This window comes from Bradyrhizobium septentrionale, assembly GCF_011516645.4.
In the GTDB taxonomy this organism is placed as follows: Bacteria; Pseudomonadota; Alphaproteobacteria; order Rhizobiales; family Xanthobacteraceae; genus Bradyrhizobium; species Bradyrhizobium septentrionale.
This window is the reverse complement of sequence record NZ_CP088285.1, coordinates 7,665,665-7,687,320: the sequence shown is the minus strand read 5'-3', so window position 1 is coordinate 7,687,320 and position 21,656 is coordinate 7,665,665. Positions and strand designations below refer to the sequence as shown.

The following is a 21,656-nucleotide window of genomic DNA, read 5'->3' as shown; positions in this document are numbered from 1 at the left end:
GCCCGCGCTGTGTAGGGGGCAGGGCCCATCGGGTCAATAGCCGAAGGGCGGTCAATTGTGCATCGATCCGCCGGATTTGCTGTTCCGGCACCTGTGGTTAGGGCCGTTTCTTGAAGTCGGCTCAGCCGTCGTGGCGGATTTCCGATCCGACCGGCTGCGGCGGGGCGGCGACCGAGGGCAGGCTGACCGGGCGCAACCCGATCAGTTCCGCGGTCCGGATCGCGCTGTTGCGCCAGAACGAGAACTCGTTGATCCGCGAATTCTCCAGGATCGCGATGGAAACCGCGGCGAGGAATGGCAGGCTTTGCAGCACCAGCACGCCGGCGAAGATGTAGATCTCGCGCACCTGCTTGTAGCCGTTGGTGACGACCAGCACGACGGCGCCGACCAAGAGCAGCACGCCGATTACTGCTTCCCAGAACGCCTGGAACTCGATCGACATCCGCGACAGGCCGCCCTTGGAGGTGCGGGCGAAGGCGAGGTGCTCGGTGATCAGGCCCTGCGCCACCGCGCGCGACACCGTCCACTGCACGCTCATCGCCGCGATCATGGCGCCCAGCATCTGGCCGGCCTTGATGTTCACCCGCAGCCGGTAGAGCGCGACAAAATGCACCAGCGAGACGATGAAGGAGGCGATGATCGGCAAGGTCAGGATCTTGTCGGGGATCGCGATATCGGCGAAGGCGACGATCGGCACCCAGATCAGGTTGAGGATCGCGACCACCACGCCGAGGCTCTCCGCGCCGAGCCAGTTGAGCCAGCCGAGCGAGAATTCGCGGCGCTGATCCGGCGTCAGCCGGCTGGCGCCGGGCAGGAAGCGCCGCCAGTGCTTCTTGACGATCTGGAAGCCGCCATAGGCCCAGCGGTGGCGCTGCTTCTTGAAGGCCTCATAGGTGTCGGGCAGCAGGCCTTCGCCGTAGCGCACATTCGTATAGTGCGTGAGCCAGCCCTGCTGCTGGATCGAGAGGCCGAGATCGGTGTCCTCGCAGATCGTGTCGCTGGACCAGCCGCCGGCCTTGTCCATCGCGGCGCGGCGGATCAGGCACATCGTGCCGTGCACGATGATGGCGTTGAACTCGTTGCGCTGGACCATGCCGATGTCGAAGAAGCCGGCATATTCGCCGTTCATGATGTAGTGCATCAGCGAGCGGTCACCGTCGCGATGCTCCTGCGGCGCCTGCACCAGGCCGACGCGCGGATCGGCGAAGGCCGGCACGAGATCCTTCAGCCAGTCCGGATGCACGACATAGTCGGCGTCGATGATGCCGATGATCTCGGCATCAACAGCGGTGCGCTCCATCGCGATGCGCAGCGCGCCAGCCTTGAAGCCCTGCACCTTCTCGGCATTGATGAACTTGAAGCGCTCGCCGAGCAGCCGGCAGTGATCCTGGATCGGCCGCCAGAAGTCGGGATCGGGCGTGTTGTTGATGATGCAGACGCACTCGAAATTCGGATAGTCGAGCCGCGACACCGCATCGAGCGTCTGCTTCAGCATCTCAACCGGTTCGAAATAGGCCGGGATGTGGATCGAGACTTTCGGAAACGTCACGCTCTCGCCGACCGTGGCGGGCGCAAGCGGCTCGCTCTTGCCGATCAACCGGCGCGGGCCGCGACCGAATGCCACCGCAGCGATCTCCTCGATTCGCGCCATCGCGATCAGGACCAGCGGAACCAGCAGCACCAGGCCGAGGCTGAGCGCAAAAGCCGAGCCCCAGACGAAGTAATGCGTGGTCCAGTAAGAGAACACGGTCGCAACCCAGGCGCCGACACCGTTGGCAGCGGCCGACAGCAGCAGCGCCTGCATCACGGTTGGCTGGTCCAGCCGCAGGATCGGCAGCGACATGAAGAGCCCGACCAGCACGGCGACCAGCGCGAGCTTCCAGTAGTCCAGATTGGTGATCGGCCCGGTCCAGGAGAATTTCGCCTCGCGGTCGGCATTGAGGATGCCCCAATAGGGGCCGACGCCGCCTTCAGAGTACTTCCAGGGCTGATCGATCGCCTCGACGATGTTGTAGTCCATGCCGATGGCGTCAGCCCGCGCGACGAAGTTGCGCAGCACGGTTGCCTGCTGGAACGCACCGGGCTCGGCGCTGCGCAAATTGTAGCCCTGGCTCGGCCAGCCGAACTCGGCGATCAGGATGCGCTTGCCGGGAAATGAATCGCGCAACAAATTGTAGCGGTCGACCGCCTGGTCCACCGCCTGCTTGTCGGTGAAGTTTTCCCAATAGGGCAGCACATGCGCGGCGACGAAATCGGCCGAATTGGCAAGTTGCGGATGGTCGCGCCAGATGTTCCAGATTTCGCCGGTGGTGACGGGAATGTTGACCGACTTCTTGACCCGTTGGATCACCTTGATCAGCCGGTGCACGTTGTTTTCGGCAATCGCCCAGTTCACGGCTTCAGCGCGCTTGTCCTCCGGCTGCGCCTTGGCGTCTTGAAGCCGTGCCTCTTCCTCTTGATCGATGCGCGGGGTTTCCTCGCGAAGGAAGCGCGCGGTTTCACCAAGGAAGCGCTCCTTCTCTTCAGGGCTTGGATTGACCTTTGGTATCGGCCCGAGGTTTTCGATTGGAACCTGCTCACCGCGATAGATGGTTTCGTTGCCGATCACGATGCCCGTGACATTGCTGTTGCTCTTGGCGAGCTCGACAGCAGCTGCAAGTTCGCGGCTATTGCGGTCGGCATCCGTGCCGATCCAGACGCCAATCATGACCTTCATGCCGAACTCGGCGGCAATCGGCGGCACAAGTTCATTGCCCTCGGTCGAGGAGTATCCACGGACTGCCCGCGTGAGCGTGGACAGTTTCTTCATATCGGCGCGCACCTTGTCGATATCGCCATCGACGACGGTGTGCTTCGGCTCGAATGGCGTATAGGACAGGCTCGGCAGCGTGCCACGGAAATCGGGCGCCGACTGCTTCTCCTGGAAGAGACCCCACAGGGCGGCGTGGGCGGCGGTGACAAGCAACAGGACGGCGACGACGGCGCGCATCGCGGTTAAACCATACGGGGCCTGAGATTGAGGACGAAGCGAACCCGTCCCCTGGGTTCGGCCAACACGACGACGGAGGGAAGGATATCTCCGCCATCTGATTTAACAACTGGTGTGCCGCAATGGCGTTTTAAGGGCGCAAGCCGTTCCAGCCGCGAAAAAAAATCGCGGCCGGACCCGATCGCGGAATGCGGCTATTTCGATGCCGGCGCCGGTGATGCCGACGGGGTCGGCGCGGGCGAGGGCGACGCGGCCGGCGCAGGCGCAGCGTTGCCGGCTGTCGCTGGTGCCGGGGTGGGCGTTGCGGCCGCAGCCGCGGCCTGCGGCTGGGCGCCCGGATTGATCCAGCAGGCGTGGATGCGGCCGTCGAGGCTGCCGCGCACCTTGTCGTCGATCTGGGCGCCGAACCGGGTCAGGCAGCGGAACGCAGCCTGGACGTGGCCGCCGGGGCAGCCGAACCGGTCATAGAGGTCGAGATGGCGGAAGGCGGTGTCGAGGTCGTCGTTCCACATCAGACGGACCACGCGGCGGCCGAGCCAGACGCATTCCGGGTTGCCTGCCGGACCGTTGATGGCCTGCTGGGCCTCGACGAATTCCTCGACCTTGCGCTGGTTGGCTTCCTTCGCTGCATTGGCAGCGGCGTCCGGATTTCCGGACTGCTGTTTGGCCTGATCCGGCGGATTCGGCGTGCCTGACTGGGCGAAAGCGCCGCCGGCTCCGGTCAGGAGCGCAAGGCCTGCCACAAGGCCGGTTACGGCAAGGTGGCGCAAAGCAGTGTTCTTCAACTCAAGCAGCCGTCGACGCATGCATTCCCCGATATGTTCCTGCCCCCGCGGGATCATCCTAACGGCTCGCGTGATGCCGTCCAAATAGGTCTCCAGCGCGGCGGAGACTCTGGCGGAATCCCATGACTGGAATTTGGTATTTTGTCCAGCAAACTCACAACTTTATCGCACCAGCGCAAAACTGTCGCAGGACAACCATGGTATTGACCTAATCCTACTCTTGGCAGATGGGCTGTGACCGTCTAATTCGACGGTCCCCCGGAGGATGGAACCGATTTCGCTTCGTACGCCGCTGGCGCTTCTCCTGATCTCGCTCGCCGTGATTGCAGCCGTGTGGTGGTGGCTCGCCACGCCGATCACGCTCGTGCGCGCGCCGATCGATCCTGCCGCAAAGCTGCAATGCGTGTCCTACACGCCGTTCCGCGGCGCCCAGACGCCGCTGGATCCGACCACGCAAATCCCGGTCGAGCAGATCGAGCAGGACCTCGCCGATCTCGCCAAGGTCACCGATTGCGTGCGCACCTATTCGATCGAGAACGGCCTCGATCAGGTCCCCGGCGTCGCGGCTAAGGTCGGCTTGAAGGTGATGCAGGGCATCTGGCTCGGCAGCAATCGCTTCAAGAACCTGCAGCAGATCGCGATCGCGGTACGGCTCTCCAAGGAATATCCCGGTGTCGTCACCGCGCTGATCGTCGGCAATGAGGTGCTGCTGCGCGGCGAGATGACGGCCGCCGATCTCGCCGGCAACATCCGCGCGGTGAAGGCCGCGGCGGGCAATGTCCCTGTCACCTATGCCGACGTCTGGGAATACTGGCTGAAGAATCGCGAGATCTATGAGGCCGTCGATTTCGTCACGATTCACATCCTGCCGTATTGGGAGGACGTCCCGATCAAGGCCAAATACGCCGCCGCCCATGTCGACGACATCCGCAAGCGGATGGCGGTGACGTTCCCGGGCAAGGAGATCCTGATCGGCGAGACCGGCTGGCCGAGCACCGGGCGGATGCGGGAGGGCGCCTTGCCGTCGCGCACCAACCAGGCGCGGGTGGTGTCCGAGATCCTCGATCTCGCCAAGCGCGAGGGGTTTCGGGTCAATTTAATCGAGGCCTATGACCAGCCCTGGAAGCGCAGGCTCGAGGGCACCGTCGGCGGCTATTGGGGCCTGTTCGATTCGATCAAGCGGCAGGTGAAGTATCCGCCGGGCGTTGCGATCAGCAACTATCCGGCCTGGAAGCTGCAGATGGCGGGCGGCATGGCGCTGTCGGTCGCTACCTTCCTGGTGGCCTGGCTGACGCTGCGCCGTCGGCCCTGGACGCCGCGGCCGTCGGCCTGGTTCGCGGTCGCCATTTCGGCGACGACGGCGGGGACGCTGCTCGGGATCGCCGGCGACAAGATGTATTATGAGAGCTACGGCGCCGGTGGCTGGCTGCATTGGGGCGTGCTGCTCGCGGCCGCGATCGCCTCGCCCTTGCTGACGGCGCATGCGCTGATCGCCGGGCGCTCGCTGCCGACCTTCCTCGAACTGGTCGGGCCGCGCGACTATCGCGGCAAGGGCGCGATCGGCGCGTTGCTGGCGATCGTGCTGGCGGTGACCACCGTGATCGCGGCCGAGACCGCTCTGGGCTTCACCTTCGATCCGCGCTATCGCGATTTCCCGTATGCTTCGCTGACCATGGCCGTGGTGCCGTTCGCGCTGCTGACCATGCTCAATCGCCCGAAGGAGGGCGTCCGGCCGATCGCGGAATCGGTGTTCGCCGGCCTGTTGGCGATCGCAGCCGGCTACATGATCTTCAACGAGGGCACCATCAACTGGCAGTCGGTCTGGACCTGCGTGATGTATCTGCTGCTGGCGGCTACGCTGTGGCGGGCGCGGGCCGCGCAAAACCCAGGATAAACAGCCCGATCGCGAGCCCCGACAGCACGACATTGTAGAGCACGATGCCGAGCCCGGCGGCGATCAGCCCGACGGTCAGCAGCACGATCGACGGCCGGGTCAGGTTCAGCACCGCAATCACCAGCGCGGTGATGCCGAACACCGAATTCTTGAACAGCACGGTCGAGAGCGCGCGCGCCTTGCAGAGCATGTTCTGCGTGCCCGCGTCGCAGGCCAGCGCAACGGGTGAGAATTCGATCGCCAGATAGCGCACATACAGTGCGTAACCGACGGTGAGGAAGCCGATGACCAGCAGGAACTGGACCTGATAGGGCGAGAGGCGAAACGGAGGTTTTGTCATCGCGGCACTATGGTCGGGAAAAGGTTCTGGGACAAGGCTCGGTCAGAGCAGTGAAATCGGTTGAGAATTTGGCCGTAATCCCTTGCCGGACATGATTATTGGCTATTCCGCCGGAACATCGACGAAATCGTCGTCGGCTCCGGCTTCTTGTCCTCGGCCACAGGCTGCGGGGGTGGTGCAGCAGCCCGCTTCGGCGCCATCCGCCGATGCGCCGGGACAGGCTTGCTGCCAGCCGGCGGCTCGTTCAGGGCGAGCCGCTGGCCGTCATAGATCGCCGTCTCGCAGGTCCGCTGGATCAGGCTGAGGCCCGCGCAAATCTTGGCGGCGGTGCCGGCGTCGTTCAGCGGTCCGGCCACCAGGCGCAGCTGCATGCCGAGCCCGTTGCTGTTCTCCTTGATCACGATGATCGGCCGCAGCGCGGCCAGCGGCGCGTTGGCCTTGGACTTCAAGAGACCGCGCCACAGCGCGCGTAGCCCGTTGACCGAATTCGCGGTGCCGAGATCGACGCCGAATTCGGTGCGCTGGATCTGCGCCTTCGGCGCGCTGGCATCGTCGTCGACGTCGGAGTCCGGATCGGGAGTGATGACCAGCGGCGGCATCGGTGCCGCGGTCACGTCGTTGACGGTCGGCGGCTTGCCGGCCTCGGTTGCCTTGTTCGACGCGGGCTCGCGCGATGCCACCAGCTGCTTGTCCGCGACTGGCGTGGCCAAGGGCACCGGCGCAGCCGCTTTCGCATCCTCCGGGCTGGTCGCCGCGGCGGCGGTCATCGGGCTCGCAATCGTTGCCGCGGCGCCGGAGCCCGGTTGCGAAGACGGTGGCTGCGTGTTCTCCGCAGTCGGCGGCTTCTCGGCCGCGGCCTGCGGTTTGGTCGCGGGAGCGGGTTTCTTGTCCGCCACCGCGGGCTTCTCGGCCGCAGCAACCGGCTTCTCGACCGGTGCAGCGGGCTTGGTCTCGGTTGATGCCGCCGCCTTGTCTGTTAGCGCCGCCTTGTCCGGCGATGTGGTTGCGACGGGGGCGACGGCCGGCACGGGCGCCGGAACGGCGGGCGCTGAATTGGCGGGAACGGGTTGTGTGGGGGCCGCCGCTGCAGAGCTCGACGGCGCCGTGGCCTGCTTGGCGATCGTGCCGGTCACGGAGTCGAGGCCCTGTTCCAGGCTGGTGATGCGTGAATAGAGCCGGTCGCGGTCGCCGTTGAGCGTATCGATCGCGGACGCCAGCCGGCGCGTCTCGTTGTGGCTCTCTTTCGCCAGCGTCTGCAGTTGCTGGGCCTGGCGGGCAATGTCCGAGGCCGCGAGCTGGTCGCGCTTCAGCGTCAGCGCCGACTGGTTGGCCAGCACGGCGACGATCACGGCGCCGACCGCGGCGACGCCCCACGAGCCGAGTCGCCACAGCATGCGGCGATCGAGAGCTTCCTCCTCGGCCAAAAAGCCGGTGGTGCTCTCGGTGTCGAAATCCGCCGCCAGATTGTCGCGATCTTTGGCCAAAGCCCGCTTGGCCCTCCTCAAGGCCCGCCGAATCACGAGGTAAAGATTAACAGGAAATGGACCGGGAACTTGATTCTGAGGAGCGGCGGGGGCGAAACGGTTTCTTCTGCCGGGGAAAACAATTAAAGACGGCCTCAAAGTAAGCTTTGCGCAGCGAACTGCGCCGGAGATCGAGGATTGCGAATGACTGCGCGAACCAGCCTGACTGTGGTGCTTGCGGCCGGTGAGGGCACGCGGATGCGCTCGTCGCTGCCGAAGGTGTTGCATCCGGTGGCCGGGCAGGCGCTGCTGTCGCATGTGCTCAACGCCGCCACCGCCGGCGAAGGATCGCAGCTTGCGGTCGTGATCGGCCCCGACCATGAGGCGGTTGCCGCCGAGGTGCGGCGGGTGCGTCCAGACGCGCAGACCTTCGTGCAGCGCGAACGGCTCGGCACCGCGCATGCGGTGCTGGCCGCGCGCGAGGCGATCGCGCGCGGTGCCGACGATTTGCTGGTCGCGTTCGGCGACACGCCACTGATTTCGGCCGAGACCTTTGCGCGAATGCGCGCGCCGCTGCGCGACGGCGCGGCGCTCGCGGTGCTCGGCTTCCGTGCCGCCGACCCGACCGGTTACGGGCGGCTGGTGGTCGAGAACGGCAGACTGGTCGCGATCCGCGAGCAGGCCGACGCCAGCCCCGAGGAGCGCAATATCTCGCTGTGCAACGCCGGCGTGATGGCGTTCGGCGGCAAGACCGCGCTCGCGATCATCGAGAAGATCGGCAACGCCAACGCCAAGGGCGAATATTATCTGACCGATGCCGTCGGCATTGTCAGGGAACTGGGACTGGAGGCCGTCGTGATCGAAACCAGCGAAGACGAAGTACGCGGCATCAACACCAAGGCGCAGCTCGCGGAGGCCGAGGCCGTGATGCAGGCGCGGCTGCGCAAGCAGGCGCTCGACGCCGGCGTGACCCTGATCGCGCCGGAGACGGTCTATCTCGCGGCCGACACCCAATTCGGCAAGGACGTCACGATCGAGCCGTTCGTGGTGATCGGCCCCGGCGTTTCGATCGACGACGGCGCCGTGATCCATTCCTTCTCGCACATCGTCGAGGCCAGCATCGGCAAGAAGGTGTCGGTCGGTCCCTATGCGCGGCTGCGGCCCGGCACCTCGCTCGGCGACGGCGCGCGGATCGGCAATTTCGTCGAGACCAAGGCCGCGACGCTGGAGGCCGGCGTCAAGGTCAACCATCTCTCCTATGTCGGCGACGCCCATGTCGGCGCCAATTCCAACCTCGGTGCCGGCACCATCACCTGCAACTATGACGGCTTCCTCAAGCACAAGACGCTGATCGGCGAGGGCGCTTTCGTCGGCACCAATACGTCGCTGGTCGCGCCTGTGACGATCGGCAAGGGCGCCTATATCGGCTCGGGCTCGGTCATCACCAAGGACGTCCCTGACGATGCGATGTCCATTGAGCGTAGTGAACAATCCATCCGCGAAGGCGGCGCCGCGCGCTATCGCCAGGCCAAGATGAAGGCGAAGGCTGCGAAGGGGAAGTGAGGCGTTCGCGTCGCCGGCATGCACCTGCCTGACGATGTCGCGGCTGCGCATCCCAATCCGAGGTGTCATCACCCGCGCATGCGAGTGATCCAGTATTCCAGAGGCACCGGTTGTTAAGCCGAGAGGCCGCGGCGTACTGGATCGCCCGGTCGAGGCGGGCGATGACTGTGTTGGTGGGGATGCAGCTTCGCGTTCATTGCGCGACTTTGTCCGCACACTCCACCGTCGTCCCGGCGAATGCCGGGACCCATAACCACAGGGTTGTGTTGTTGGAAACAGGCTGTTGCCCCAGCGTCACCCAACAAAGCATTTCGATCCGATGCCAATAGTCGACATCGATGTCCTAGCATTCCGGGATTTGCAGTAACTTCGCGGCTTTCTGGTAGATACCTGTCAGATCGTCCAGCATATGAAGTGCCTCTTTGAATAGCTTAAAGTTATAATCCGGGCGCAATGCGCTGATGCGTCGACGTGCGGCTTGGGCTTCCTCGACGCGTCCAGCGGCGGCGAGCGTCAGCGCCGACACGGCATGCGCGTGAACATGATCGCCGGCATGCTCGCCAACAAGCTTGGCAAAATCGGCGGCTTCCTCGATTTTACCCAGTCGGAGCAACGCGAACGTCCGCACCCGATGGGTACCGAACATCATCGGATCAAGCGGGCTGAGATGAGATGCGATATCGGCTGCGTCAATTGCGCGCGCAGGGTCCCCGGTCTGAGCTTGTACGAATGCAAGCGTGTAGTGAGCGAAGGCATAATTGGGACTCAAGCGAACGGACTGATTGAGCTCGCCGAGAGCTCCATCATGCGCATGCTGAAGCCAAAGCGCACGGCCGATAGCGCAATGCGCTGCCGGGTCGTTGGGGTCCGACATCAATGCCTGTTCGGCTGTCTCAAAGGCCAACGAAATTTCACGCTCGGGTTGGCTCACATGCAGATGGAACGCATTCTGGAAATGCGTGAAGGACAGCCCGGCATGGCTTCGAGAGAAAGTTGGATCGAGAGTGATCGCCCTCTTGAAGAAATGCTGTGCCTCACGATTGCTGTCGGTCGTAAAGCGGTACATGCATGCGAGGCCACGATGATACGCCTGCCAGGCATCAAGGGAGGCTGGTGGCATGAGCAGCGCACGGTTCCGTTCAATGACATGAATTTCGGCATCAAGGCCCGTTATGATGCGCGCGGCCAGCAACGGAGGTACGGAAAAGGAATCAACGGTGTTGCAACTGAATTCGTCGACCCAGAAGATGCGATCGCTCCTGGGGTCGATCAGTTCCACTGTGACGAGATATTTCTTGCCGTCACGTCGTAAGTGGCCTGACGCGACATATTGCGCATTAACCAGGGTAGCAGCTGCCGCGGGCGTTTGATTCCGCAACGAAAGGGCGGTGCCGCGAGCAATCACGCTGATACTTCGCAATTTGGCAATGCCGAAAATTATGTCGCTGGTGACGCTGTCGGCATCCGCAACGTCTCCCGGCGCGGCCGTAAAAGGTAGCAACAGGAGTGTTGGCCCGCGTGTATCATGCCTCGGTCGTGCGGGCGGAATGCCGGAATGCGCGACGCCCACCAAACTCACGCTGATGGGCTTCGAAATTGACTGTTGTGCAGTGGCAAAGGCGGCTTTCAGCGACGACGGGTCGATGCCTTCGGTCTGAAAGCGAGTAACCGACGCATCGATCTGATGCTCGGCTTCCGCGTAAAGCCCTCGACCAAGCAGAGCGCGAACGAGTTCGATATGAACCGCCTCGTCGAACGGCGCAATGTCGAGGCACTCGCGCAGGACTTCGATACGGTCTTCGCTCTCCGGCGGCAGGAGCGAGCTTAGTCGTTCGAGAAGCTGCTGCCGCAATTGACCAAAGCGGTGCCGTTGGCCCGCCAGCCAGTTTTCGAACGAGGGGGCTCTTTCGACAGAAAGACCCTCGAGAAAGTCACCCCGGAACAGATTGAGGAGCGCCCGAAGGTCGCTCGGCGACCCGCAGGTCAAAGTCTTCTGGGTACGGCGCGCGACGAGGAGTGCGTCGATATCGAGTGCGCTGGTTTCGATGCAGACCTGCTTGCGGTCCGCAACAAGTCGCATCGTTGTTGGCCCGTCGACCAATGGTCGCAGCTTGGACAGGCACCAGCGCAATTCGCCTCGCGGGTCGTCAGCGACGTCCCAAAGGAACTCGCACAATTTTTCGCGGGAAACCGGCCGTGCCGCCATCGCGAGATAGGCAAGCAGAGCGCGGACTTTGCGCGAAGGCGGCTGCGCCACCGGGCTTCCATTGTGGATGACCTGCAACGGTCCCAACAAAAGCAGGCGATCCGCGAACAAGCTCGCCATTTCCATGATCGCTCCAACGCTGGCACCAACGATAGCCGCCTACAGCAGGAGATCTTGGACGCCGTGTGATCACTCGGACGTTAGCACGCGCCGGGTTTCAAGCGGAAGAAAAACATCCAGCGCAACCAGCAACTTAACGAGAAGGCTCTGTCGTCGCCGATTCTGCGTCAGGAGAAACAATCATGATATCTGCAGCATTTCCCTACAATAAGCAGCGGCGCCAGATCCTTGGCCTTGAGATGGCGTATGTGGAGGTTGGAAAGGGCGACCCCATCGTGCTGCTGCACGGCAATCCAACCTCGTCGTACTTGTGGCGCAACGTGCTGCCGCACCTGGAGCCGCTAGGCCGCTGCATCGTCCCCGATCTGATCGGCATGGGCGACTCCGACAAGCTGCCAGACAGTGGGCCTGGCTCCTATCGGTTCGTCGAGCACCGCCGCTACCTCGACGCTCTGCTCGAGGCGCTGAACGTGCGCGAGCGCGTGACCTTGGTCATCCACGACTGGGGATCGGCCCTTGGCTTCGACTGGGCCAACCGCCACCGCGATGCAGTGAGGGGTATCGCATACATGGAAGCGATCGTGGGGCGGCAGTATTGGGACCACTGGGACAAATTCGGAATGCGGCCCGTCTTGCAGGGACTGCGTTCCGAGGCCGGCGAACAGATGGTCCTGCAAGATAATTTCTTCATCGAGAAGGTCTTGCCCGGAGCCATCCTGCGCAAGCTCTCGGACGAGGAGATGGCGGAGTACCGCCGGCCGTTCGCCGAGCCCGGCGAGGATCGGCGGCCGACACTGACGTGGCCTCGGCAAATCCCGATCGAAGGCGATCCCGCCGACGTCACTGCGATTGTGGACGCCTATGCGAACTGGCTGAAGACCAGCCGCGTGCCGAAGCTGTTTCTGAAGGCCGAGCCCGGCGGAATCCTGGCTGACGGCAAGGTTCTTGAACTCGCCCAAAGCTTCCCGGCGCAGACCGAAGTGACGGTCAAGGGAGTCCATTTCGTCCAGGAAGATTCGCCAAACGAAATCGGGCAGGCCGTCGCTGGCTGGTTAAAGACACTGGGCTGATGGGGCGTCCAGACCGCAATACGGGGCGCGTGCGAGTGCATCAGGAAAGAAGATATGATTCAAGCAGAGCAATTTGAGGTTCTCGTCCTGGGCAGCGGGGCTGGTGGCAAGCTCATCGCATGGCACATGGCGCAATCGGGACGGCGAACCGCCGTCGTGGAGCGACGCTGGATCGGCGGCTCCTGTCCCAACATCGCCTGTATGCCGACCAAAAACCAAATCTCCAGCGCAAGTACAGCGCACGTCGCGCGGCATGGCGCGCGACACGGTACAATAAGTGGGGCGGTCGCTGTCGATTTGGCGCTGGTTCGTCGACGCAAGCGCGAGATGGTGGAACGCCAGGTTGCGAAACACCTTCGAATCTACCAGGAAAGCGGTGCCGAACTGATCATGGGAAGCGGCCGTTTTGTAGCGCCGAAGACCCTTGAGGTGAAACTCAACGACGGCGGAACGCGAGTGCTCGCGGCCGACAAAATATTCCTCAATGTTGGAACGCATGCAGCGGTTCCGAATGTGCCTGGCCTGGAGGCGGCTCGTCCACTCACGCATATCGAGGCGCTGGAGCTGGATTATGTCCCGAAGCACCTGATAGTGATCGGCGGCGGCTATTCTGGCCTTGAATTGGCACAGGCTTTTCGCCGCTTTGGCAGCGCCGTGACCGTCGTCGAGTCCGGTCCTCGCCTGATGACGCGTGAGGATGTCGACGTCTCGGATGAGATACGGCGCGTTCTCGGCGACGAAGGTATCCAGATTCTCGCGGGAGCCCAGTTGCTGCAAGTCGGCGGACGATCGGGAGACACGGTTACGCTTTCCCTGCGCACCCCGTCAGGCGAGCAACAAATTGATGGCAGCGATATTCTGGTCGCGGCTGGGCGCATTCCGAACACCGCCGGAATTGGTCTGAAGGAGGCCGGCGTTGAACTGGACGGGCGTGGTTACGTCAGCGTCAACGGCAGACTGGAGACAAGTGCGCCGGATGTATGGGCAGTCGGAGAATGCGCCGGCAGTCCGCAGTTCACGCACATATCCGAAGACGATTTTCGTATCATCCGTGACAATCTCGCCGGAGGACATCGCAGTACGGGCGACCGGCTGGTTCCATATTGCATGTTCACCGATCCCCCGCTCGCCCGGGTAGGGCTCAGCGAAGGTGAAGCCAAACGCCAAGGCGTGCTCGCTCGCGTCGCAACGCTGCCGATGGACTCCGTACTTGGGGCGCAAGCTACCGATCAAAGGCAGGGCTTTATGAAAGTTGTTGTCGGGAACAACGACGATCGGATACTCGGATTCACGATGATTGGGGCCTCGGCCGGTGAAGTCATGGCTGCGGTCCAAACGGCAATGTTGGCGGGCCTTGCCTATTCAAGTCTTGCCGACGCAGATTTTGCCCACCCGACGATGGCCGAAGGGCTAAGCTCATTGTTTTCGAGCGTGCCGCCTCGTAGCGTGCCGGAGACCAAATGATGGCTGGCCGGCATCGCCGCTCCCTGTCGCGAACTCGACTCCAGTCTTGCACGCGCTGCGTTTCGGGCTAGCGATACGGTTCAGGCGGCACTCTTCGCCTGACGCGGCGCGTCGGTGTTCGGCTGGACCGGTCCGAACAGGATGCGCCGCTGCATCTCGTCAAAAGCGAGATTTGCGTTCTTCTCCCGCGTGACCAGCGATAGCAGGATCGCGACCGCAAACGATAGCGGCATGCTGATGATCGCGGGATTGCGCAGCGACACGAACCACCATTCATGCTGGATCGCGGCCAGCGGCTTGCCGAGAATGTCGACCTGGATGGTGGGCGACAGATAGATCAGCACCAGGGAGCTCAGCGTGCCGACGAGGATGCTCGCCACGGCTGCAGGCGTCGTGAAGCGGCGCCAGGTGATGGCGAGCACGAGCGAGGGGAAATTCGCGGCGCAGGCGATCGAGAACGCAAGCCCCGCCATGAAGGCGACGTTCTGGCCTTCGAACGCGACCCCGAGAATGATGGCGAGGATGGAAATCATCACGGTCGCGACGCGCGCGACCTTGAGCTGCTCGGCCTCCGAAGCGGTACCGTCCCGGATCACATTGGTCCAGACGTCGTGGCAGAGCGTTGCGACGCCCGACAACGTCAGCCCCGCAACGACGGCGAGCATCGTCGCGAAGGCGACCGCGCAGATGAAGCCGAAGAACGCATTGCCGCCGACGGTGAGCGCGAGCAGGGGCGCTGCCATGTTGCCGCCGCCTCCGGCCTTTGCCACCGCCTCTGGGCCGACCAGCACCATGGCGCCGAAGCCGATGATGAAGACCATGAGATGAAAGACACCGATCAGGCCGGTGGCATAGAGGATCGACAGCCGCGCGGCCTTGGAATCCTTCACCGTATAGGCCCGCATCAGCACATGCGGCATCGCGGCGGTCCCGAACATCAGGCCGAGCCCGAGCGAGATGGCATCCCATTGGCCGGAGATCACCCTCGATCCCGGCTGCAGAACCTTGGTGCCGTATTTCTCGGACGCCGCGGCGAACAGCTTCAGCGGGTTCATGTCGAAATGGGTCAAGACGAGGAAGGCGAGCAGAATGCCGCCGCCCATCAGCAACGCAGCCTTGACCACCTGCACCCAGGTGGTCGCCAACATCCCGCCGAACAGCACATAGACCAGCATCACGCTGCCGACGATGACGACCGACCAGGTGTAGGGCAGGCCGAACAGCAGCTTGATCAGCGATCCCGTCGCGACCATCTGGGCGATCAGATAGAACAGGATGACGGCAAGTGTACCGACGGCGCCGGCGAGGCGCACCGGGCGCTGACGCAGGCGATAGGCCACGACGTCGGCGAAGGTGAAGCGGCCGACATTGCGCAACGGTTCGACGATCAGGAACAGAATGATCGGCCAGCCGACCAGCCAGCCGATCGAATAGATCATGCCGTCGAAGCCGTTTGAAGTGACGATGCCGGCAATTCCGAGCAAGGCGGCGGCGCTCAGGAAGTCTCCCGCGAGTGCCCAGCCATTCTGCCACGGCGTGACCTGGCCGCCGGCGGCAAAGAAGTGCTCGGTGGTGCGCGTGCGCCGTGCGGCCCAATAGGTGATCGCCAGCGTCAACGCCATGAAGGCGAAGAAGAACCCGATAGAAAGCGCGCTGCTGCCCATTTTCTCTGCCCCTTTAGCGAAGGTTGCGGATGCCAGCGTCGAACACCCGGTTCGCCCACAGCACGTAGACCAGGCAAAGCGCGAAGGACGAAATGATGACGAGCGGGCCGAGCACAATGCAGAGCGTCAGGCCGGGCATCAGGATGGTGCCGAGCAGCGGCTTGTCGAACGCGAAAAGCCCCATGAAGCCGAAATAGATCACCATCATCGCGACGCTGAGAACGAGCGCGACCGTCAGCCGCTTCTTGGCCAGGGCGCCGACGCTCGACGCCGGATCGACATTACCTGATGTAACCACCTTCATATTTGGCCCCTCAAAACTTCAGCGCCCCTGCCTGGCGCCAATCGCAGGAGCTTCAGCCGGGCTCCGACGGAAGGGAATTATGGATTTTTGCAATCTGCCGTGCGCGGCTACGGCACGGCATCGGCCAGGGTGACCTGCATGTCGGGGTCCTGCTTCAGGGTGTTTTTCAGGAACGCGCGGACGGCGCGGATGCGCGGGGCAAATTGCAGGTCGCTGTGGACGTTGAGCCAGACCTCGCGAACGGTGCCGGCGAGGGCGGGTAGCACGGGGATGAGGTCGGGCCGGTCGTTTGTGGCAAAGCTCGGGAGCATCACGATGCCGAGGCCGCCCGCCGCGGCATTCATCTGCGCGATCATGCTGTTGGAGTGGAAGGCGATTTTCGGCTCTTCGATGACGTCGGCGAGCCAGCGCACTGAATCGACCTGGACCAGGTCCTCGATGTAGGAGACGAACCAATGATCCCCGAGGTCGCGAAGGCTTGCCGGCGTGCCGTGATGATCGAGATAGGTCTGGCTCGCGAATAGCCCGAGCCGAAACTTGCCGATGCGCTCCGAGATCAGGCCCGGACCGGGCGGCCGGAAGAAGGACACGAACAGATCCGCTTCGCGCTTGTGGACGTAGACCGTCTGGGCTGATGTGACGAGTTCGACGGTGAGTTGCGGCGTGGTGCGACGCAGCTTGGCAAAGCGTTGCGCAAGGTAGAGCGAGGCGATCCCCTCCATGGTGGCGAGCCGCACGTTCCCGACGAGCTCCTGGGTGTCGCCGGCGCTGGCCTCCTCGCGAATGGCGATCACCGCGCTCTCGACCCGCTCGGCATGACGCAGCAACCGCTCGCCGATTTCGTTGAGCTTGAGCCCGGTGCGGTGGCGTTCGAACACCGCAACCCCGAGGGAAGCCTCCATCTGGGCGATGCGCCGGCTGACGGTGGAATGGTCCAGCCGCAGCCGCTTTGCTGTCTGGCTCAAATTTCCGGCGCGGGCGGCGCAGAGAAAGACCCGCAAATCGTCCCAGTTGATCGTATCGAACATGACCTGCCTCCCGATTGCGGACCTTGTCAGCAAAGCAATTCCCGTTCCAACGCCCGGCGGCTCCGATCCTTCGCAACCGACCTTGCGACAATTCCGATGCACGCCGGGAAGGCAGGGATGATAGCGCTTCGCCCACCCATCCTAGCCGGGATTTTCGACATGCTCCCTCGTTTCAAGGCCGCTGCCGTCCACGCTGCGCCCGTCTTCCTCGACAGCCGGGCGACCACCGAGAAGGCGATCGCCATCATTCGCGAGGCGGCCAGGGCCGGCGCCGAGCTGATCGCGTTTCCGGAAACCTATATTCCCGCCTTTCCGGTTTGGGCCGCGCTGTGGCCTCCGATCGACAATCACGACCTGTTCGTGCGCATGGCGGAGCAATCCGTGCTGGCGGACGGACCGGAAGTGGCGCAGCTTTGCGCCGAGGCGCGCGCCCTCGGCGTCACCGTCTCGATCGGCATCAGCGAGCGCTCGGCCGTCAGCGTTGGGGGGCTGTGGAACTCGAATCTGTTGATCGGAGAGACTGGTGAAATTCTGGTCCACCACCGCAAGCTGGTTCCGACCTTCTATGAGAAGCTGGTGTGGTCGTCGGGGGATGGTGCGGGCCTCAAGGTCGCGGAGACGCGGCAGGGCCGGATCGGCGGGTTGATCTGTGGCGAGAACACCAATCCATTGGCCCGCTTCGCGCTGATGGCACAGGGCGAACAGGTGCACATCTCGAGCTGGCCACCAATGTGGCCCACAAGGCGCCCGGCAGGCGGTGGCAATTTCGACAACGTCGCCGCCAACCGGATCCGGGCCAGCGCCCACTGCTTCGAAGCCAAAGTCTTCGGGATCGTGACAGCCGGCTATATGGACGAGGCAATGCGTGCCTTCCTCATTGAGCGCGATCGAAGCATCGCCGATGTGATCGACCAGACACCACGTGCCGCGAGCTTCTTCGTCGATCCGACGGGCAACGTCTTTGGCGACGCATTGCAGGATCAGGAGGGGATCGCCTACGCGGAGATCGATCTCAATCGTTGCGTCGAGCCGAAACAGTTTCACGACGTGGTCGGTTACTACAACCGGTTCGACATCTTTGACGTGACGGTCGACCGCAGCCGGCTGACCCCGGCACGATTTCGCGATGAAGAACAGCCGACAGCGGAAGCGCAAGACGAGGCAATTCCATCCGTCGATGCTGACGCTGTCTCGAACGGGGAGCGGCGCGATGTGACCAGGTTCAATCGCAGTCGCACGTTTGGTGCCTGACGGCGGTTCGAGCGAAATGGGCGATCGGAGGCGGCTTGGGTAGCTGCATGCCGGTGCTGTTGCCAATAGGGGAATGGTTGATTACGCTTTACCCCAGGTTGGCACCTCAGCGCTCATTCGATCGGCCGGACGCTCATGCCCAAATTCCTTCGCATCGGAGTCCATCAGTCGAACGTGTCCGGATACACGTCAAAGGCATGGTGCATTCGACGGGTTGGTTCGACGGTCTTCCTGAAATGGGGCGCCGTGGAGGTTCAGGGCGCTGGAGTCGGGCGCAAGGTCTACTGGACGTTTCCACCGCAGGAAAAAACTGTTCGCTGCCGCACGGTGCAGCGTGCCCAGGACTACACAAAGGCCGCAGTCGCACGGCGACGCAGCCATCGCTATGAGCCACTGAGTGGAAATATTGCGAACCGGCGTCGAACCGCCAATCGAGCCTCGGAGCTCAAACAGGCGCTCGCCACCATCCTTTTTGTCGATATCGTCCGATCCACCGAAAAGGCCGCGCGGCTCGGCGATTCACGCTGGGCAACGGTGATGAATCATTATTACGCCGCCGTTCGTCGGGAGCTGAAGGCCTTGCGCGGCAAGGAAGTCGTGACGACAGGAGACGGCGTGCTGGCGACGTTCGGCGCGCCGGCCGCCGGGATCCGTTGCGCGACCGCGATCGTTGAGGCCGTGCGCACGCTGGGGCTGGAGATCAGGGTCGGACTGCACGCGGGCGAATACAAGGTGAGTGGGGCGGAGGTGATCGGTCTCGCATTCCACATCGGCGCGCGCGTCGCCGCCAAGGCGCGTGCCGGCGAAGTGCTGGTCTCCAGCGCGGTCAAGGACCTGATGCCGGAGTCAGCAGTCCGCTTCAAGGATCGCGGCGCGCACCAGCTCAAGGGCGTGCCGGAGCGATGGCGGCTCTACCGGGTCGAACCTTAAGGGTGGCAGGGGGGACTGAGCCGATCAGGCCGAAGCCTGTTTCAATCTCGCTTCTCGCCCGTTGTGCGCGAAGCGAGTTTGATCTGCAATATAAAGCAAATCAGCTTTGACGCTTCGGCAAAGGGCGTGTCGAAACGGTCGGCGCCTATCTGCGTGTGACAGACGAAACCCTTCTCATTCAGTGTGACATTGTTGATTGTCGTCATTAATCCTTGCGTGTGGCGTTCCGTAAGCAACAGCCGAACCGGCCATATCTTCTCGGGCTCGTGCATGCGCACTTTGATCGGGGTGTTGAGCCGCTCGGCTACTTCGACCAGCGTTCGTTGCACGTCAGCAAGGCTGGGTGGTTGTCCGTCGGCCTGGTGGAGGATTTCGGTGATCTCCGGGGAGTCTACGAACTGCATCGGGCCCCCGAACAAGTGGTGCAATGGATTCCGGGCTTTCGCTTCGCTAGTCTCGGAATGACGATGGAGAACAGCCTATCTCGCTTGGCTCGTCAGGTGAAGGCGACCTCGATCCGGTTGTCGGCCTTTCCGGTGACCCGGCAGGCCCGCGACAGCGTGTCGGCGGCGATCGCGAGCTTGAACTGGTCGGGGATGCCCGAGGTGGAGAGCACCTCGATCGTCGCCGTGTCGCGCGACAGGCCGCGCACCGTGCAGTCGATCGTCGAATGGCCGGCGTTGAAGCTGATCGTGCCGGCCTTGAAGACGCGCCGCGCGGTCGGTGCGACCGACGGCGCGCGGTCGACCCAGGCTAGCGCCTGATTGCGGCCGGCCTGCTTGGCGCCGTACATCGCAAGATCGGCACCGCGCAGCATGTCGTCGAAGCAGTTGCCGGGCGAAAGCGCGGAGCCGCCGAGGCTGCAGGTGACGCCGATCGTGCCGGCCGGCGTCTCGATCAGCGTCGCAGCGACCGCGGCGCGCACCTTTTCGAGCACGCCCATCGCCTGGTCGAGTCTCGTATGCGGCAACAGGATGCCGAACTCTTCGCCGCCGAGCCGGCCGATCACGTCGGAGCCGCGCAGAGCGCAACGCGCGGCCTCCGCGACCGCCGCAAGCACCATGTCGCCGACCACGTGTCCGTAGGTATCGTTGACCCTGCTTGAAGTGATCGACATCGAGCACGGCACAGGCGAGCGGAGTGAGGTGCCGCATGGCCAGCGCGGTCAGCCGTTCGCCTTCGCCGCGGAACGCGCGCCGCGACGAGCAGCCGGTGAGGCTGTCCTGCATCGACAAGTTCCGCAACTTCAATTCATCGACGGCGATCGCGGCGAGATCGACCAGCATGCTGGTCGCCTCGGCGTCGAAGTCATCGCGCGGCCGGGTGTCGATGGCGCACAGGCTTCCAATCACGACGCCGGACACCTTGAGCTGTGCGCCGGCATAGAAGCGGACGAACGGCGCCCCACGCACGAAGATGTTGTCCGCGAAGCGCGCGTCGCGCAGCATATCCGGGACAACCAGCGGCTCATCCAGCGCGATGGTCAAATTGCACGGCGCCGGCCGCCGGTCGGTTTCGCGCAGGTCCAGGCCGTCGGAGGCCTTGAACCACTGCCGGTGGCCGTCGATGAAGGTCAGCGTCGACATCGGCACGCGAAACATCTTGCGGCAAAGCGAGGTCAGGCGGCGTGTCGAGGATGTCGAGTTCCGCGAGCGTATCGAGGCGACGTGCCTCGCGATCATGCGCAGTCTGCATCGGGCTACCTCCGGCGGCGGCACCCTCGCCGAAAGGCGTTAATGGTGCGTTGACGCAGTCAACGGCGTTTGCCGGCGGCATGCTCTGGGCGTGCCGTGACGGTTGGCTCCGTGCTAAAGGATGGGAACCGTGGGCGACAGCCTAATCCGTCTCTTGGTTGGAGCGTTGTTCGAGTGCTGCGGACTGCATGGCTGATCGGAGGCCTGAGTGAGGAAAGCGCTTCGTCGACGCGTTGGGTCGCCCGCCATCTTCGCGATATTCGCGTGTCTTCTGGTGGGTAGCCTGGCGATAGCGTCGATTGCGCACGGCGATGAAACTTCAAGCGTTGCACGACGCGAGGCGCTCCGCGAATGGAGCAGCCTTGCCAATGGGCGGACGAATTTTGAAATTTCCGATCCGGCCTTGGTGCCGAGAATGCTTGCACTTGCGGCCGAGCAATCCAGCTGCAAATACAAGGATGACATCGAAAAATTGCCGGTTCGCGTCATGAACGTGGCCGGCCATCGTCTCGCGCTCATGTTCTGTCGGTTTTCCGTGACGGGATCGGATCGCGCGTTCGACCTCTCCGATGTGAGCAGGCCAAAGCCACTGGAATTTCCCTACGTAGCGGCGCAGGGGTTCGGCACGACCGACACTCCGGGCATTGTCACATGGAAGGAAGACACTGGCCTGTTTCAGGCCGAAACCTCATCGGACGAGTGCCCCACTTCACGGGTACGGCACGTCTATCGGCTGGGCATGACCAATCGAGAAAGCTTTATCGTCGTTCGCGTCGAGGTCAGCGCGCCCGCGTGTGGCGCGGGTCGGGAATGGACCACGATCTGGGAGGCGAAGCCGTGGCCCGCACCGGCGGGGGTCCATTGAACCGACGCACTCTTGCCAAAATAGTT

17 protein-coding genes and 1 pseudogene are annotated in these 21,656 nt (G+C 63.4%); 7 read left to right on the top strand and 11 right to left on the bottom strand.

Annotation, left to right across the window (positions count from 1 at the left end; all coding sequences use genetic code 11):
* Nucleotides 1–121: 121 nt before the first annotated feature.
* Together HAP48_RS38375 and HAP48_RS38370 are read right to left on the bottom strand one after the other, a co-directional pair.
* Entirely contained in the window at nucleotides 122–2,989 is a 2,868-nt protein-coding gene (locus HAP48_RS38375; RefSeq protein ID WP_166205070.1) for a glycosyltransferase, read from the bottom strand.
* A gap of 194 nt (nucleotides 2,990–3,183) precedes the next feature.
* Complete coding sequence (locus HAP48_RS38370; protein ID WP_166205069.1) at nucleotides 3,184–3,795, bottom strand: beta-1-3, beta-1-6-glucan biosynthesis protein; 612 nt, start codon at nucleotides 3,793–3,795, stop codon at nucleotides 3,184–3,186.
* A gap of 244 nt (nucleotides 3,796–4,039) precedes the next feature.
* On the opposite strand from HAP48_RS38370, the gene HAP48_RS38365 reads away from it, so the two are divergent.
* Nucleotides 4,040–5,668 (top strand): glycoside hydrolase family 17 protein, encoded by a 1,629-nt coding sequence (locus HAP48_RS38365; RefSeq protein WP_166205068.1) that lies wholly within the window; start codon nucleotides 4,040–4,042, stop codon nucleotides 5,666–5,668.
* Here HAP48_RS38365 and HAP48_RS38360 read toward each other — a convergent pair.
* Nucleotides 5,628–6,008 (bottom strand): hypothetical protein, encoded by a 381-nt coding sequence (locus tag HAP48_RS38360; protein ID WP_029081899.1) that lies wholly within the window; start codon nucleotides 6,006–6,008, stop codon nucleotides 5,628–5,630. The genes HAP48_RS38365 and HAP48_RS38360 overlap by 41 nt on opposite strands.
* A 95-nt stretch (nucleotides 6,009–6,103) precedes the next feature.
* Entirely contained in the window at nucleotides 6,104–7,492 is a 1,389-nt protein-coding gene (locus tag HAP48_RS38355; protein WP_166205067.1) for a hypothetical protein, read from the bottom strand.
* 183 nt (nucleotides 7,493–7,675) lie between these two features.
* On the opposite strand from HAP48_RS38355, the gene glmU reads away from it, so the two are divergent.
* Nucleotides 7,676–9,034 carry a bifunctional UDP-N-acetylglucosamine diphosphorylase/glucosamine-1-phosphate N-acetyltransferase GlmU gene (glmU, locus tag HAP48_RS38350; RefSeq protein ID WP_166205066.1) on the top strand — a complete coding sequence of 453 codons (1,359 nt, stop codon included), beginning with the start codon at nucleotides 7,676–7,678 and terminating at the stop codon, nucleotides 9,032–9,034.
* Between the two features lie 343 nt (nucleotides 9,035–9,377).
* Here glmU and HAP48_RS38345 read toward each other — a convergent pair whose 3' ends face one another.
* Nucleotides 9,378–11,366 carry a BTAD domain-containing putative transcriptional regulator gene (locus HAP48_RS38345; RefSeq protein ID WP_166205065.1) on the bottom strand — a complete coding sequence of 663 codons (1,989 nt, stop codon included), beginning with the start codon at nucleotides 11,364–11,366 and terminating at the stop codon, nucleotides 9,378–9,380.
* Between the two features lie 176 nt (nucleotides 11,367–11,542).
* Between HAP48_RS38345 and HAP48_RS38340 the strand changes: the two genes are divergently transcribed.
* Together HAP48_RS38340 and HAP48_RS38335 are read left to right on the top strand one after the other, a co-directional pair.
* Nucleotides 11,543–12,430, top strand: coding sequence for a haloalkane dehalogenase (locus HAP48_RS38340; RefSeq protein WP_166205064.1), 888 nt, complete (start codon nucleotides 11,543–11,545; stop codon nucleotides 12,428–12,430).
* A gap of 54 nt (nucleotides 12,431–12,484) precedes the next feature.
* Nucleotides 12,485–13,894 (top strand): FAD-dependent oxidoreductase, encoded by a 1,410-nt coding sequence (locus HAP48_RS38335; RefSeq protein ID WP_166205063.1) that lies wholly within the window; start codon nucleotides 12,485–12,487, stop codon nucleotides 13,892–13,894.
* An 80-nt stretch (nucleotides 13,895–13,974) separates the two neighbouring features.
* Here the strand turns inward: HAP48_RS38335 and HAP48_RS38330 are convergent, their stop codons facing one another.
* The 3 genes from HAP48_RS38330 to HAP48_RS38320 all read right to left on the bottom strand — a co-directional run bounded on the left by HAP48_RS38330 (nucleotide 13,975) and on the right by HAP48_RS38320 (nucleotide 16,890).
* Nucleotides 13,975–15,558 carry a solute symporter family protein gene (locus HAP48_RS38330; RefSeq protein ID WP_166205062.1) on the bottom strand — a complete coding sequence of 528 codons (1,584 nt, stop codon included), beginning with the start codon at nucleotides 15,556–15,558 and terminating at the stop codon, nucleotides 13,975–13,977.
* Between the two features lie 13 nt (nucleotides 15,559–15,571).
* Complete coding sequence (locus HAP48_RS38325) at nucleotides 15,572–15,862, bottom strand: DUF485 domain-containing protein (RefSeq protein WP_166205061.1); 291 nt, start codon at nucleotides 15,860–15,862, stop codon at nucleotides 15,572–15,574.
* Between the two features lie 107 nt (nucleotides 15,863–15,969).
* Entirely contained in the window at nucleotides 15,970–16,890 is a 921-nt protein-coding gene (locus HAP48_RS38320; RefSeq protein ID WP_166205060.1) for a LysR family transcriptional regulator, read from the bottom strand.
* A 159-nt stretch (nucleotides 16,891–17,049) separates the two neighbouring features.
* Between HAP48_RS38320 and HAP48_RS38315 the strand changes: the two genes are divergently transcribed.
* Nucleotides 17,050–18,141, top strand: a complete 1,092-nt coding sequence (locus HAP48_RS38315; RefSeq protein ID WP_166215546.1) for a carbon-nitrogen hydrolase family protein — start codon at nucleotides 17,050–17,052, stop codon at nucleotides 18,139–18,141.
* Between the two features lie 135 nt (nucleotides 18,142–18,276).
* The gene (locus HAP48_RS38310) at nucleotides 18,277–19,071 is read left to right on the top strand and encodes an adenylate/guanylate cyclase domain-containing protein (RefSeq protein ID WP_166205059.1); all 795 of its coding nucleotides are present in this window, start codon (nucleotides 18,277–18,279) and stop codon (nucleotides 19,069–19,071) included.
* Nucleotides 19,072–19,112: 41 nt separating this feature from the next.
* Here the strand turns inward: HAP48_RS38310 and HAP48_RS38305 are convergent, their stop codons facing one another.
* The 3 genes and pseudogenes from HAP48_RS38305 to HAP48_RS38295 form a co-directional block, all read right to left on the bottom strand.
* Entirely contained in the window at nucleotides 19,113–19,475 is a 363-nt protein-coding gene (locus tag HAP48_RS38305) for a hypothetical protein (protein ID WP_166205058.1), read from the bottom strand.
* A gap of 92 nt (nucleotides 19,476–19,567) precedes the next feature.
* Nucleotides 19,568–20,188: a GGDEF domain-containing protein gene (locus HAP48_RS38300; RefSeq protein ID WP_224496773.1), complete on the bottom strand. Its 621-nt coding sequence runs from the start codon at nucleotides 20,186–20,188 to the stop codon at nucleotides 19,568–19,570.
* A gap of 199 nt (nucleotides 20,189–20,387) precedes the next feature.
* Nucleotides 20,388–20,657: pseudogene (locus HAP48_RS38295) on the bottom strand (GAF domain-containing protein); the annotation flags it as partial.
* 316 nt (nucleotides 20,658–20,973) lie between these two features.
* Between HAP48_RS38295 and HAP48_RS38290 the strand changes: the two are divergent.
* On the top strand, nucleotides 20,974–21,630 hold the full coding sequence (locus HAP48_RS38290; RefSeq protein ID WP_166205057.1) for a hypothetical protein: 657 nt from the start codon (nucleotides 20,974–20,976) through the stop codon (nucleotides 21,628–21,630).
* Nucleotides 21,631–21,656 lie beyond the last annotated feature (26 nt).

Excerpts from the sequence above, each read along its gene's own strand:
- HAP48_RS38310 (WP_166205059.1), top strand. The coding sequence starts at position 18,277 with ATGCCCAAATTCCTTCGCATCGGAGTCCATCAGTCGAACGTGTCCGGA.
- HAP48_RS38370 (WP_166205069.1), bottom strand. The coding sequence starts at position 3,795 with ATGCGTCGACGGCTGCTTGAGTTGAAGAACACTGCTTTGCGCCACCTT.
- HAP48_RS38345 (WP_166205065.1), bottom strand. The coding sequence starts at position 11,366 with ATGGAAATGGCGAGCTTGTTCGCGGATCGCCTGCTTTTGTTGGGACCG.
- HAP48_RS38335 (WP_166205063.1), top strand. The coding sequence starts at position 12,485 with ATGATTCAAGCAGAGCAATTTGAGGTTCTCGTCCTGGGCAGCGGGGCT.
- HAP48_RS38365 (WP_166205068.1), top strand. The coding sequence starts at position 4,040 with ATGGAACCGATTTCGCTTCGTACGCCGCTGGCGCTTCTCCTGATCTCG.
- HAP48_RS38375 (WP_166205070.1), bottom strand. The coding sequence starts at position 2,989 with ATGCGCGCCGTCGTCGCCGTCCTGTTGCTTGTCACCGCCGCCCACGCC.
- HAP48_RS38325 (WP_166205061.1), bottom strand. The coding sequence starts at position 15,862 with ATGAAGGTGGTTACATCAGGTAATGTCGATCCGGCGTCGAGCGTCGGC.
- HAP48_RS38320 (WP_166205060.1), bottom strand. The coding sequence starts at position 16,890 with ATGTTCGATACGATCAACTGGGACGATTTGCGGGTCTTTCTCTGCGCC.
- HAP48_RS38340 (WP_166205064.1), top strand. The coding sequence starts at position 11,543 with ATGATATCTGCAGCATTTCCCTACAATAAGCAGCGGCGCCAGATCCTT.
- HAP48_RS38300 (WP_224496773.1), bottom strand. The coding sequence starts at position 20,188 with ATGTCGATCACTTCAAGCAGGGTCAACGATACCTACGGACACGTGGTC.
- glmU (WP_166205066.1), top strand. The coding sequence starts at position 7,676 with ATGACTGCGCGAACCAGCCTGACTGTGGTGCTTGCGGCCGGTGAGGGC.
- HAP48_RS38330 (WP_166205062.1), bottom strand. The coding sequence starts at position 15,558 with ATGGGCAGCAGCGCGCTTTCTATCGGGTTCTTCTTCGCCTTCATGGCG.
- HAP48_RS38305 (WP_166205058.1), bottom strand. The coding sequence starts at position 19,475 with ATGCAGTTCGTAGACTCCCCGGAGATCACCGAAATCCTCCACCAGGCC.
- HAP48_RS38360 (WP_029081899.1), bottom strand. The coding sequence starts at position 6,008 with ATGACAAAACCTCCGTTTCGCCTCTCGCCCTATCAGGTCCAGTTCCTG.
- HAP48_RS38315 (WP_166215546.1), top strand. The coding sequence starts at position 17,050 with ATGCTCCCTCGTTTCAAGGCCGCTGCCGTCCACGCTGCGCCCGTCTTC.